11 protein-coding genes and 1 rRNA gene are annotated in these 13,205 nt (G+C 36.6%); 9 read left to right on the top strand and 3 right to left on the bottom strand.

The features are described 5' to 3' along the window. A 5S ribosomal RNA gene (gene rrf / locus J4N46_RS05960) occupies positions 1 to 103 on the top strand; the annotation flags it as partial. Positions 104 to 375: 272 nt separating this feature from the next. Further along, positions 376 to 1,209, top strand: coding sequence for an IS982 family transposase (locus tag J4N46_RS05965; RefSeq protein WP_208058544.1), 834 nt, complete (start codon positions 376 to 378; stop codon positions 1,207 to 1,209). An 88-nt stretch (positions 1,210 to 1,297) separates the two neighbouring features. Here the strand turns inward: J4N46_RS05965 and J4N46_RS12680 are convergent, their stop codons facing one another. From J4N46_RS12680 to J4N46_RS05980, 3 genes are all read right to left on the bottom strand, one after another. Continuing rightward, the gene (locus J4N46_RS12680) at positions 1,298 to 1,540 is read right to left on the bottom strand and encodes a GIY-YIG nuclease family protein (protein ID WP_236013853.1); all 243 of its coding nucleotides are present in this window, start codon (positions 1,538 to 1,540) and stop codon (positions 1,298 to 1,300) included. 682 nt (positions 1,541 to 2,222) lie between these two features. Next, entirely contained in the window at positions 2,223 to 2,447 is a 225-nt protein-coding gene (locus J4N46_RS05975; protein WP_208058545.1) for a hypothetical protein, read from the bottom strand. A gap of 351 nt (positions 2,448 to 2,798) precedes the next feature. Beyond that, positions 2,799 to 3,167: a DUF2493 domain-containing protein gene (locus J4N46_RS05980; protein ID WP_208058546.1), complete on the bottom strand. Its 369-nt coding sequence runs from the start codon at positions 3,165 to 3,167 to the stop codon at positions 2,799 to 2,801. Positions 3,168 to 3,262: 95 nt separating this feature from the next. On the opposite strand from J4N46_RS05980, the gene J4N46_RS05985 reads away from it, so the two are divergent. The 7 genes from J4N46_RS05985 to J4N46_RS06015 all read left to right on the top strand — a co-directional run bounded on the left by J4N46_RS05985 (position 3,263) and on the right by J4N46_RS06015 (position 13,143). After that, the gene (locus J4N46_RS05985; RefSeq protein ID WP_208058547.1) at positions 3,263 to 4,159 is read left to right on the top strand and encodes a helix-turn-helix transcriptional regulator; all 897 of its coding nucleotides are present in this window, start codon (positions 3,263 to 3,265) and stop codon (positions 4,157 to 4,159) included. 236 nt (positions 4,160 to 4,395) lie between these two features. After that, positions 4,396 to 5,928, top strand: a complete 1,533-nt coding sequence (locus J4N46_RS05990; protein WP_208058548.1) for a thiol-activated cytolysin family protein — start codon at positions 4,396 to 4,398, stop codon at positions 5,926 to 5,928. Between the two features lie 877 nt (positions 5,929 to 6,805). Continuing rightward, positions 6,806 to 7,465 carry a YceI family protein gene (locus tag J4N46_RS05995; protein ID WP_208058549.1) on the top strand — a complete coding sequence of 220 codons (660 nt, stop codon included), beginning with the start codon at positions 6,806 to 6,808 and terminating at the stop codon, positions 7,463 to 7,465. A 3-nt stretch (positions 7,466 to 7,468) separates the two neighbouring features. After that, positions 7,469 to 8,740 carry a hemolysin family protein gene (locus tag J4N46_RS06000; protein ID WP_208058550.1) on the top strand — a complete coding sequence of 424 codons (1,272 nt, stop codon included), beginning with the start codon at positions 7,469 to 7,471 and terminating at the stop codon, positions 8,738 to 8,740. A gap of 20 nt (positions 8,741 to 8,760) precedes the next feature. Then, entirely contained in the window at positions 8,761 to 11,043 is a 2,283-nt protein-coding gene (locus J4N46_RS06005) for an inorganic phosphate transporter (RefSeq protein ID WP_208058551.1), read from the top strand. Between the two features lie 61 nt (positions 11,044 to 11,104). Next, positions 11,105 to 12,295 (top strand): phosphoglycerate kinase, encoded by a 1,191-nt coding sequence (locus tag J4N46_RS06010; protein ID WP_208058552.1) that lies wholly within the window; start codon positions 11,105 to 11,107, stop codon positions 12,293 to 12,295. 20 nt (positions 12,296 to 12,315) lie between these two features. Continuing rightward, complete coding sequence (locus J4N46_RS06015) at positions 12,316 to 13,143, top strand: helix-turn-helix domain-containing protein (protein ID WP_208058553.1); 828 nt, start codon at positions 12,316 to 12,318, stop codon at positions 13,141 to 13,143. Positions 13,144 to 13,205: the final 62 nt, after the last annotated feature.

Raw genomic sequence — 13,205 nt, forward strand, 5'->3', positions numbered from 1 at the left:
GTTATAGTCAAAGGTCTCACCTCTTACCATTCCGAACAGAGCAGTTAAACCTTTTAGCGCAGATGGTACTACGGTTACGTGGGAGAGTATGTCGCCGCCTTCTTATAAAAGAGCAATTCAGTAATGAATTGCTCTTTTTTTATTTTAAAAAACTGAGCTTAATACACTAAACAAAATATCAAAGAACACGTTTTTTACACTGCAAAATTCCAGTTATTTATATTCTTAGACAAATAGTTGTTTCGAGGTGTAACAAGGTTGTAAAGAGAAAAATACTTAATATAATTCAACTTGCTAGTTGAAAAGTTAAAAAAATAAAAAAGCAAAGCAAAAGATTTGTATATTTGTAATTGCAAAGAAATAAAAACAACTCCAATGCTTTGCAAAGACAAAATTACATCAATTTTTTGTATTATCGATGATATTTCAAAAGAAATTAATCATTCTGAAGATATACGCCGAAAAGTGTCTGACAGCGAGATTATTACAACGGCATTTATAGCTGCTACAAATTTCTATGGGAACTATCGTTCGGCTATCAAATTTGTTAAACAATATAACCTATTCCTCAATATGTTAGAAGAAAGTAGGTTTAATAGGCGCTTACATAGTTTAGGAAATATGCTTTATGAATTATTTCATTTAGTAGCCTCTTTTTATAAAGAGATTACTTGTGAAATGAACTATATAATAGATTCGTTTCCTGTCCCTATTTGTCAAAACATCCGTATTAATAGATGTAAAATTCTAAAAGGTAAACAATATAGAGACTATACAGCAAGTATGCGATCTTATTTTTATGGAATTAAATTTCAGTTAGTTACAACAGGAGAAGGCATACCTATTGCGTTTCATTTTATCGTAGGAAAAACGGCAGATGTGAAAGCCTTAGATAAGATTACAGAGATTTTTCCACCAGAGGCAAGACTTTATGGGGATAGTGCTTATACAGATTATCAAATGGAAGATTATTTACTTGAAAATAAATGCGTTGAGTTAAAAACGCAACGAAAAAAGAATAGCAAAAGACTCGACTCAGAAAAACAAAGTAGACAGAAGTTAGAGATGAGAAAGCGTGTAGAAGTAGCTATAAGCGATATTAAAAAGATGTTTCCTAGAACAATACATTCTGTTACTTTAAAAGGTTTTTTAATAAAGGTTACAATGTATATTTTTGGATTACAGTTATTTAAAATAATCAATAACTAGCAAGTTGAATTAATATACTTATTTACAGTTTAAATAACAATAAACACCCCAAAATATTGTGCTTTGAGGTGTTTTTTTATTTGAAATTTTAGTTTTTATTATATCCAAAACTTCTTGTTTGTAAGATTTCCTTCCACCAATTTTCTCTGTTGATTATTACCTGATCATCTATAGTTGATTTGAAAATATCTAGAATAGAGTATTTGAAATATTGTTTTATATATTCAAAAGGGAGTTCTTTAAATTCTGTATTTCCTCCATGTCCATTTGTTACATAGTTTTTCCATCGACCTAAAAGCATATTTTTTCCATAAGCAGAGCCTACGTACATCTTTCCGTTAGAAGAGTCTGTAATTAAGTAAACTCCTTTTTGATTTTGTAATGCAGTTTTCCATGATTCTTTATCTAATATACGCGATAGTTCACTCCAAGATAACTTTATATTGTCATATCCTGGAAAAATATCGTTGTCAAAAATATCAGGTAAAATCTGATATACTTCGCATTCATCTATTAGAGGGAGGGCATTTCGTGAAAGGTTTTGTGAAGTATTCTTATACTTTACAATTACTCTTCCAAAATATTTTTCATATTTTGAAAGTTCTTCATATTCATATCCAACTCCATTGAAAATATTTAAATCTTTTGTTACTTTTCCAATATGAAAGAGTAGCCATAAATTGTCTTTAATACGAATAAAACCAATGGTGTTTTGTCCTTCTTTAAAAATTTTGTTTTTTGAATAATTCCAATACTGCCCTTCTAAAAGAGTTTTTTATCATTATTCTTGAAGATTTCAATTGGATTCCAATTTCCTCCAAACATTAGGTTGAATTTGATTTTAGTGTTTTTTAGCTCATCTTCATTAAAGTTTAAAATATCATTTAATTTAATGCTCATAATTATTGTTTTTGTTATTACTTTATGTTTGATTATGCAAATATACTAATTTTCTACTATAGTACATTCTTTTCTAAGAGGAGGTTACCCTTAAAGCAACCTCCTCAGTTGTTTTAACTGCGTTTTACCCAAGATAAACCTCCATTTTTTGAACAGTACAAACCTTTATCGGTTTGTGCTAAGATTTCATTACCGGAGACTGTTAAATCTTGAAAGATATAACTGCCAGTGTAGCGACTAACCCAAGAAATTCCATTATTCTTAGAAGCCTCGATTTTCTTTGCATTTTTTGGACAAATGCGAACCACCTCGTTTTTGAATGTGACCATTAAACTCATAATTAAATATAGTTTTTAATAACTGCCTACTCTATATGGTTTTCGGCTTCCCCAATGTTTTACAAAAATAGTTTGCGGGCATCCCGTTTTGCTTAGCTCGAAGCCCGACCAAAGGCATAGTGTAAAGCAAAAGGAACGCCCGCATACGCGAACGCTTCCGTCTTTACTTTCTCTACACTATTGAAAAATTGGTCGTATTTCGAGCTTAGAAAATAAAAGCGAAACGCTACTAATATGTTTATTTTGTGTTTATCTGGTTTTTACTATAAAATATGTTTTATGTGTTTCTGCCAGCAAATATACAAAATAAAATGATATGTGCGTCCTTTTGCCTTGTTTTTTTAGTAAATACTAAGAACTGATAGTTGGCGTATAGGTGATGATATAGAGCTCTTTTTCGAGCTTTTCAGCCTTTTTGATACTGTCTTTAGTGCCTTTTGATTGTCCGTCCCAGAAGGCAAAAACCACTTCGGCATTTTCGATGATTTGAGTGTTGCGCACGAGGGTTGCTCCACGCCCGTACTTTTGGTAATCGGGTTTGAAAACGAGGAGAGGAATACTCATCTCGGCAGCAAATTGTGCGGCAAGGGTATCGGCTCCTTTAGCTCCGCCTGATACGATATTTTCAGGTTTTTCGTGCGTATCAATATACGCTAAAACACTCTCTTTCAATAGGGTGTAATCATTAAAATCACGTCCCCCAACAATGGCTATATTCATATAAATCGTTATTTGTTGGGGCAAAAGTCTAAAACAGGTGCGACAAAAGCTGTCGCTCGAAGAAAAAGTTTGTATATTTGCAAAAAAATAATGAAATGAAGAAGTTTTTAAGGCACCGTTTTATTGTAGAACGCTTGCGTATGAAGCCTCACTCGTATGAAGATTTGATAAGGGCTTTAGAAAAAAGTGAGGAATATTGCGATGTTGAATCTTTTACTGATCGTACTTTTCTGCGTGATAAACGAGATATTGAGAAAATCTATCGCATAAAAATAGAGTATAATAACTCTCTTAAAGCCTACGAAATCACAGAAGATAACGACCTCTATGCTCAAAATCTCTTAGAAGCGTTTGATGTTTTCAGAGCTTTGCAGAATTACGGCAATCTTTCCGAGGTGATTCAGTTTGAAAAGCGATTGCCTGCAGGTACGGAATATTTGTCGCCCCTGCTTAGGGCTATCAAAGAAAAGCGACAAGTAAAGCTACACTATTATAAGTTTTGGGACAGAAGTTCACAAACCCAAGTGCGTACTATTGAACCTTATCTGCTGAAAGAAGCTCAAAGGCGTTGGTATGTATTGGCATGGGATGTAGAGAAAGAAGCCTTGCGGGTTTTTGGCTTGGACAGAATAAAGCATTTAGACGATGAACGTGGGGTGAAGTTTCAGCACCCTATGCCTAAGGACGTACAACATTTTTTTGACGATAGTTTTGGGGCGTGGGTAGATAATGATCGTACGCAAGCAGAGGAAGTGCAGCTTGCTTTTAAAAAATTGCCTACCGACTCACCTTTTGTGCCTAACCCTGCCGAATACCTTAAAGCGATGCCTTTGCACTCTTCGCAAGAGGTGGTTGGTGAAACTGATGATGAGATAGTGCTCAAACTCCACTTAAAGGTTACGCCTGATTTTATCAAGGAGTTACTCTCGTATGGCAAACAAGTGGAGGTACTTGCTCCTGTGCATTTGCAAAAGAAATTACAATTGAGGTAAAAATGTTTTTTTTGTTTATAAGGGAGCTTAAATGCTATCTATAAGTTTTTTATTATTAGGAGCGGTAAGATATATATAGAATTTTTTGGATATATTAGGAGGACTTTGTAGATGGATTTTACTTTGAGCTCTTAAAAAGAAATATTCTTAATGGCACGATTTTTGTCTTTAACACAATAGTAAAAAAGAAACTTAATATATTATTATAACTGAAAAAATTTATAACAATATATTATATGAAATCACAAAATTTATCGCTTGTGAAAAGCTATTTATGGCTTTTAGCAGCAGTTGCTCTCGTTGGTTGTAAAAAAGACGAGGCTGACAAATTAGATAGCGCTTTGGACGCTACTCAACTAAATAATTATGTAACACAACTTCCTTCGGTGAAACAGCAGTCTCCTTTTCCTGAAAGACCTGCTAATGGTGTTACTAACCGTATGTCTTCTTTTTTAAATGGAGCTCAATTTACTTCGGCTTACAACTATTATGAGCAAGCTAAAGAGTATGAAAACCAGTTGCTTTATACTGAAAATGACGAGGTTTTTTACCCTGGAGCTTTGGTTAAGGGGCAGAGTGTTGTGGAGGGTTCGTACAAGCCAATTGTAGCACCTCGCAAACCTATTACTATTTCTGTTTCTCTTACGGGTAGCAAGCCTAGCATTACGGTGGATAAACCTTCACTTTCATCTGTGCGTACGGCTATTAGCGAACTTCTTAATCGCTCATTTAACTCGCCTCCTGCTAATATTACGTACCATAGCTATGAGGTACATGATGAGCAACACCTTAAGCTGGCTTTGGGTGCGAGCTATAACGGGGCTGTGAATACTGTTAAAGGCAGTATAAAATTTGATTATGAAAAACAAAAGACGCGATATATCGTAAAGATAGAACAAGAGTTTTATACACTCGACCTTGACCTTCCTCAGAAAGCTTCGGACTTTTTTAGTGATAATTTTGACTATAAAACTCAGTTTGGAGCAGAAAAGCCTGTTTATGTGTCGTCTATAAAATACGGTAGGGTGTACTTATTGGGGATAGAATCTACGCTTAGCAAGGTTGATTTGGAGGCTAAAATTAACGCTTCTATCCTTAGTGGAAAAGTTACAGCTGAGGCGGAAGCGGCTTATAAAGAATTGAGTAAGAGTTCTAAAATTTCGGGTCGTGTGTTTGGTGGTAGTGCTAAACTTGCTGGAGAGGCTATTGGTGATTTTGCTGCTGTACGTGCATTTCTAAAAGATGGGGCTAACTTTAATAAAGATAATCTTGGTGCTCCGCTTTCGTATCGCTTGAGAGAATTGGGAACTAATGAAACTTTTAAGACGGTTATTTACTCTAAATATCTAAAGAATGATAGTGGAAATATTGATCATAAAAAGTTAGATTTTAAACTGCTGATAAGAGATGAAAGTCTCAGAAGCAGTATTGGCGATAAAATTGAGGTTGACCACTACTTGATAGAGAGAATTAACCCTAAAAGTAGTTCGCAAAGTAGTTCGAAGAAGGAATATTTGAATGGAGGTGAACTTACTAAGGACTTTTTGGCTTTTGAAAAGGGAGAAAAGATTCACATCAATATTATTACTAAAAAACAAAAAAGACTTTTTTTCAAGATAGATGATTTTATTGATTTGGCACATCGTGCACAAAGTAGCCCTGATAATGTTAATATTTACGACTTAAATAGAGGAAATGGATTGCAACTGAAAGATGAAAATAACAATATACTTACTGTTGGTATTCACAACCAAAAACTAAGAGAATAATTTATTTTACACTGACTTATTGACTTTACTTGACTATTGCTGGCGGTGCTAATTTGCTATTTTTCTTTGCAGTGTGTTGCATTGAGGGAGTTGCTTTACTATGATGTTTACGAAGGATATGCGTTAAACTTTTGTTAAAGTATGATTTTTTGTTGGTGGGTAACAATTTTGTATGTACCTTTGCAGCGCAATGAGGGTGGTAGCTCATTGTAAAACTTCAAATAATAGTTTTCATAATTTAAAGTTTTGGTTGGTTAATGAAGAAGTCCGGTAATTTTATTATCGGACTTTTTTTATTGAAGGTGTCATAATACGACCTTTGAGTGAAGTGTATAATAGTGAGTATTACACATTTTTAAGGTGTAATTTATATTCAAAAATGCAGACTGTTTAAGAAAATGGTAACAATATGTTGTGATTTTGTTAACTCTGATAATGAGTGAGTTATAATGTATTTTTGAGGAGATTGAATTTTTGGCACGATTTTTTCTGTATACTGCAATGTAAGCATGGTGGATGGGATATTAGCCTATTGCTTAAAATAGTGCATAAACTAACGAGAAGAAAATTACTTGAAAAAACTGAAATTACTAAAATTGCTATAAGAAACATTGTTAGATAAAAAAATTAAGGTTATTAAAATTAAAACAAATTTTTATGAAGAAAAGCCAATACTTTTGAGTGTATGGATTTTCTTATAACTTGAAAGTATTTTATTTTTGGAGTTAGTAGTAGTATTTATATGCATTGTGAAAAAAGTTCCTCCTGAAAAGGAGGGCTTTTTTTTTATGATTAGAGATAAATATTTGGGGAATGATTGTTGGTATTCCAAAAATAATTATTATCTTTGCACCATAAACTAAAAAATAATATCATTATGAAAAAAATAGTAGTGGGTGTAGCTGTGATGGCTTTGTTGCTATCGGGTTGTAACAATACTAACAATCAGCAGGGTGCTGAAACAACTCAAACTGAAACTACAGCTACAACTCCTGAAGCTGAAGTACAGGGGTTTGCTTATAAGGTAGATCCTGCTTCGGTAGTAGAATGGGTGGGCTCTAAACCTACAGGTAAGCACAATGGTACAGTAAACGTTACTGAGGGCGGCTTGAATGTGGCTGAGGGTAAGCTTGCTGGTGGTGAATTTGTGCTTGATATGAACTCTATTGCGGTGCTTGACTTGGAGGCTGGCAAAGGCAAAGAGGACTTGGAAGCGCATTTGAAAGGTACTGATCCTGAAAAGGTGGATCACTTTTTCAATGTAAAGGAGTTTCCTACAGCTACTTTTGTACTGAAGTCATTTGATGGCAAGACTGTTGTGGGTGACCTTACTGTAAAGGGTAAAACTAAAGAGGTGTCATTCCCTGCAACAGTAGTGGTTACGGATACTGAAGTAACTATTAACTCTGAACCTTTTAAAATTAATCGTGTAGATTTTGGGGTTAATTTTGGTTCTAAATCGGTATTTGATAACTTAAAAGACAAATTTATTGATGATGAGGTAACTTTGGTTGTAAAGGCTAAAGCTACTAAATAATTTATGGCAGAAACATCTATATCGGTAGTATCTGTAATTATTATACTGATTACGTTGTTGTTATCGGCTTTTTTTTCGGGTTTTGAGATTGCGTATGTGTCGTCTAACAAAGTGCACATAGAAATCTTGAAAAAACAAGAGGGCTTGATAGCGACAGTATTGGGACGGCTTACACACCGTCCGTCTAAATTATTGGCTACAATGCTGGTGGGTAATAACCTTGCATTGGTAGTGTATGGTTTTGAAATGGGCAAGGTAATGACGTTGTTGTTACCTGCCTTTTTCCAAAACGTGGTATGGCATACCGTTATTTCTACTCTTATTATTTTGATTACGGCAGAGTTTATGCCGAAGGTATTCTTCCAGATTTATGCCAACCAATTATTGAAGGCTTTGGCTATTCCTGCTTATTTTTTTTATATATTATTTTATCCGCTTTCTGGGTTGATTATCTGGATTTCGGACTTTGTGCTGCGTGTGTTTTTTAAAACGCGTGGTGATTATGTTCCGCTGTCTTTTACGAAGGTGGAATTGGTGGATTATATTTCGGAACAGATGGAGAATGCGCCTAAGGGCGAGGAGGTGGACGCTGAAGTGCAGATGTTTCAGAATGCACTGGAATTTTCGGGGGTAAAGGCTCGTGAAATTATGATTCCGCGTACGGAAATTGTGGCGGTGGATGTTAGAGAAAGTATTGAAAACCTGATTGCTACTTTTGTGTCGTCCGGATTTTCAAAAGTGCTGATATACAACGAGAACATTGATGATATTGTGGGATATGTGCATTCGTTTGATATGTTTAAAAAGCCTCGTACCATTAGTGAAATTTTGATGCCTATAGTGAATATTCCTGAAACGATACAGATAAATGAAGTACTCAACTTGCTGACACACAAGCATAAGAGTATGGCGGTGGTATTGGACGAATATGGGGGTACCTCTGGAATAGTAACGCTTGAGGATATTGTAGAGGAGCTTTTTGGTGAAATAGAAGATGAGCACGATAAGGATAATTTTATAGAGGAACGTGTAGGGGATAAGGAATATTTATTTTCGGCACGCTTGGAGGTGGAGTACTTAAATGAGACTTATGGCTTGCACTTGCCCGAAGGGGAGGATTACGAAACACTGGCGGGGCTTATAGTGTTGCATACGGAGGATATTCCTGCCCAAGGTGAGACGATAAAGATACCGCCTTTTAGATTTGTGATAGAGGCGTGCTCGCAAACGCGTATTGAGACGGTGCGTGTGTTTACTGAGGAAGACGATGAATAACTTACGATAATAATATTGTTATGGAACAAGTATATATATTTATGCTTTTTGTGTTTGCGGCACTTGCTGTGATTGATTTGACAGTGGGGGTAAGCAACGATGCGGGTAACTTTCTAAATTCGGCAGTGGGCTCTAAGGTTTCTACATTGCGCACTATTATGATAGTGGCAAGTGTGGGGGTGGCTATAGGAGCTATATTTTCGAGTGGAATGATGGAGATTGCTCGTAAGGGGATTTTTAACCCTACGGAGTTCTATTTTGATGAGGTAATGGTGATTTTTATGGCGGTTATTCTGGCGGATATATTGCTATTAGACCTCTTTAATACCATAGGGCTACCTACATCTACCACAGTATCTATCGTTTTTGAACTTTTAGGGGCTGCTGTGTGTGTGGCTTTTATCAAGATTTTGAGGATGGATCAGTCACTATTGGATATTAAGCATTATATTAATACAGCTGTTGCAGGAAAGGTTATTTCGGGTATTTTTCTTTCGGTGGCGATTGCTTTTGTAGTGGGGGCTATAGTGCAATATGTAGCACGAATTGTTTTTTCGTTTCGGTATGAAAAGAGTATTAGGTATATAGGTGGGGTATTTGGAGGTTTTTCGCTTACAGCATTGTCGTATTTTATTATCTTTAAGGGGCTTAAGGATGTTACTTTTATACCTAAAGAGGCTGTTGTGTGGATGGATACGCATATAGGCTGGTTGTTATTAGCTTGCTTAGTGTTCTATAGTATTTTATCGCATATACTGATTAGGCTGGGGGTGAATATTTTTAGGATTATTATCCTTAGTGGTACTTTTGCACTTGCGATGGCGTTTGCAGGGAATGATTTGGTGAATTTTATTGGGGTGCCTGTAGCGGCTTACCAGTCGTACGATATATGGCACCATAGTGGTGTAGCTCATAACCAATTGCTAATGAGTGGTTTGGCTGATGGGCAAATGGTTACACCTACGGCTATTTTGCTGCTCACGGGATCAATAATGATCTTGACGCTTTGGTTTTCTAAAAAGGCGCGCCACGTGATAGAAACGGGGGTAAACCTTTCTCGCCAAAGTGAAGGGGCTGAGCAGTTTTCGTCTAACTTCTTATCACGCTTTTTGGTGCGTATTACGGTGGGCTTATCTAATGTAATTACGTTTTTAACGCCTAAATGGTTGCAGTCTAAAATTGATAGGCGTTTTGAGAAGCCTATAATAGATGAGAATGTGAAAGAGGAGGATTTGCCTGCCTTTGACTTGGTGCGTGCAGCGATAAACTTGGTGGTATCGAGTAGCTTGATTGCTATAGGGACTTCGCTAAAACAACCATTATCAACTACTTATGTTACTTTTATGGTGGCTATGGGGTCGTCATTGGCTGATAGGGCTTGGGGCCGCGATAGTGCTGTGTATAGGGTGGCTGGTGTGCTGAATGTTGTGGGTGGCTGGTTTTTGACGGCTATAGTGGCTTGTATTGGGGCTTTTATAGTGGCTGGTGTCCTATACTACGGCAGTGTGATTGGGCTTATTGTGATGATTTTGGTAGTGGGCTCGCTGTTGATACGCAATGCTATAGTGTATAGGAATAAACAGAAAAACAAGGCACAAGGTAGGCATTTTCATCGTGCTGACTTGGCGACTATTGGCGGGGTAATAAAGGAGAGTTCTAACTACGTATCGGATACAATCTTTCGTATAGACCAGCTTTACAGTAAGGTGGTGAAGAACTTGGGTACGCAGGATCTTAGTAAACTGACAAAGAATAAGAAGAATGCTAAAAAGCTAGAGAAGGAACTTGATGAAATGAAGGGGAATGTGTATTACTTTATAAAATCGCTGAATGAGAGTTCGGTGGCATCGAGTAAGTTTTATATCTTGATATTGGATTATTTGCAGGATATGGCGCAGTGTATGGCTGCTATTACACTGAATAGTTATGAACATGTAAATAATAACCATAAGAATTTGAAATTTAATCAGTTGCGTGATTTGAAGGGTATATCGGACAAGATGGAGGGTATCTTTAAAGCGGAAGCTGAAATATTTAAAGGTGAAAATTACTCGAAACTGCACCATATTTTGGCGGATTGTTATGCTTTAAAAGATGAGGTATCAAAAATGGTACAAAAACAGATTGACCGTATTCGTACTACGGAAACGAGCCAGAAGACGACAAAGCTGTATTTCAGTATATTATTAGAGACTAATGCGCTGATTAGGGCTAATAACAACTTGATGCTTCAGTTCAACGAATATCAGAAACAACACAATAAAAAACTGAAGACTATGGGTATTAGCAGATTGGCAAATTAGATTTGGCAATTTAGAATATTTTTTGTACTTTTGTTGCGTGGAAATATAATATATAAGATATATGAGAACCATAGACAATTTTAATTTTGCAGGCAAAAAAGCCCTCATTCGTGTGGACTTTAATGTGCCTTTGGATGAAAACTTTAGAGTAACCGACAATACTCGTATTGAGGCTGCTAAACCTACCGTTTCTAAGATTTTGAATGACGGAGGTACTGTGGTGCTAATGAGCCACTTGGGACGACCTAAAGGTGAGCGCAACGACAAATACTCATTGCGTCATATTGTGGGCGAAGTGGAAAAAGTATTGGGCAAAAAGGTTATTTTTGTTGATGATTGTGTGGGTGAAGTAGCTGAAAAAGCGGTAGCTGCAGCTCCAGCAGGTAGTGTGCTACTATTAGAAAACTTACGCTTCCACAAAGAAGAAGAAAAAGGTGATGAGGCTTTCTCAAAAGAATTGGCTAAATTGGGCGACATCTATGTGAATGACGCTTTTGGTACAGCACACCGCGCACACGCTTCGACTACAATCGTGGCAAAATTCTTCGCTGACCGTAAATGCTTTGGCTACCTTCTTGCCAAAGAAATTGAAAGCATTGACAAGGTAATGAAATCGGGTGAAAAACCTGTAACTGCTATCTTGGGCGGCTCAAAAGTATCCTCAAAAATTACAATCATTGAAAATATATTGGATAAGGTAAATCACCTTATTATTGGGGGTGGTATGGCTTATACGTTTATCAAAGCACAAGGTGGCAAAATAGGTGACTCTATTTGTGAAGACGATAAGCAACAACTTGCTCTTGATATCTTGGCAAAAGCTAAAGCTAAGGGGGTAGAAGTACACTTGCCTATAGATGTAGTTGCTGCTGATGCTTTTGATAATGATGCTAAAACACAAGTGGTAGCTGTAAATGCAGTGCCTGATGGCTGGCAAGGGCTTGATGCAGGTCCTAAAACACTTGCTAATATCAAAGAAGTACTTCTTAAATCAAAAACTATTTTGTGGAATGGCCCTGTAGGGGTGTTTGAAATGCCTACTTTTGCTAAAGGAACTATTGAAGTAGGTAACTTTGTGGCTGAAGCTACTAAAAATGGTGCGTTCTCGCTTGTGGGTGGAGGCGACTCGGTAGCGGCTGTGAAACAGTTTGGTTTTGAGCACAAAGTGAGCTATGTATCTACTGGTGGTGGCGCAATGCTAGAAAGTTTGGAAGGCTTGGTATTACCAGGTATTCAAGCTATTAATGAATAAAAACAGACAGAGACCTGATTTTGAAGGTAGCAGTCACACATATTACAGAACAACAATTCTCCACCGCATCTTTGCGAGTGGAGAATTATTGTATTTATATGTTGAGGGGAGAGGGGCGTTTTTTAGTGGATGGTACGCCTTATGAATACAATGGTAATACTTTGTTGTTTCTTTCTCCTTTTCAGTACTTTCAATGGACGGAGGCAAGCATTATGGAGGCTATGCTATTGCAGTTTCACGGTGATTTTTATTGTATAGAATATCACAAGAAAGAGGTGGCTTGCAATGGGTTGCTTTTCAATGCTCTTTTTTTACAACCTCATATTGCTGTTCAAGAGGCTGTTTTTGATGAAATAGCGTTACTTTTTGGTCGTATAGAAGAGGAATTGGCATCGACTGATGAATATTCAGGAGCTGTGTTGCGCTCGTATTTGCAGCTTATTTTAGCACTTTCTAGCAAGGCTAAGAGTTTGCTAATAGCTGATGTGCCTTCGCCTCTCAACCATAATTTGCTTACTGATTTTCAGCAACTTGTAGAAACACATTTTATTACTCAGCGCGATTTGCCTTTTTATGCAGAAGCCTTGCATTTATCGGTTGATAGTTTTAGTAAAAAAATAAAAAGACAGCTTGGGAAGACACCACTACAGCTGCTGCAAGAGCGATTGGTGCTCGAAGCTAAAAAACAACTCCACCTTACCTATAAATCTATCAAGGAAGTCGCCTATTACCTCAATTTTGACGATCCTTTCTATTTCAGCCGATTCTTCAAAAAACACGTAGGAGTTTCACCAAAAGAATTTAGAGAAAGCGTAGGGATTTCAATCGTGGCTGAAAAATCTATGTAATAAACTTTTTTATCCATTTTTAAGTGCCGAAAAAGCTGTATCTTTGCACCCGAAAATCAAGT

It is taken from the genome of Capnocytophaga bilenii (assembly GCF_017565765.1).
In the GTDB taxonomy this organism is placed as follows: Bacteria; Bacteroidota; Bacteroidia; order Flavobacteriales; family Flavobacteriaceae; genus Capnocytophaga; species Capnocytophaga bilenii.

Bases quoted from the DNA above. Each gene is read 5' to 3' on its own strand.
- J4N46_RS05965 (WP_208058544.1), top strand. From the start codon at position 376: ATGCTTTGCAAAGACAAAATTACATCAATTTTTTGTATTATCGATGAT.
- J4N46_RS12680 (WP_236013853.1), bottom strand. From the start codon at position 1,540: ATGTACGTAGGCTCTGCTTATGGAAAAAATATGCTTTTAGGTCGATGG.
- J4N46_RS05975 (WP_208058545.1), bottom strand. From the start codon at position 2,447: ATGAGTTTAATGGTCACATTCAAAAACGAGGTGGTTCGCATTTGTCCA.
- J4N46_RS05980 (WP_208058546.1), bottom strand. From the start codon at position 3,167: ATGAATATAGCCATTGTTGGGGGACGTGATTTTAATGATTACACCCTA.
- J4N46_RS05985 (WP_208058547.1), top strand. From the start codon at position 3,263: ATGAAGAAGTTTTTAAGGCACCGTTTTATTGTAGAACGCTTGCGTATG.
- J4N46_RS05990 (WP_208058548.1), top strand. From the start codon at position 4,396: ATGAAATCACAAAATTTATCGCTTGTGAAAAGCTATTTATGGCTTTTA.
- J4N46_RS05995 (WP_208058549.1), top strand. From the start codon at position 6,806: ATGAAAAAAATAGTAGTGGGTGTAGCTGTGATGGCTTTGTTGCTATCG.
- J4N46_RS06000 (WP_208058550.1), top strand. From the start codon at position 7,469: ATGGCAGAAACATCTATATCGGTAGTATCTGTAATTATTATACTGATT.
- J4N46_RS06005 (WP_208058551.1), top strand. From the start codon at position 8,761: ATGGAACAAGTATATATATTTATGCTTTTTGTGTTTGCGGCACTTGCT.
- J4N46_RS06010 (WP_208058552.1), top strand. From the start codon at position 11,105: ATGAGAACCATAGACAATTTTAATTTTGCAGGCAAAAAAGCCCTCATT.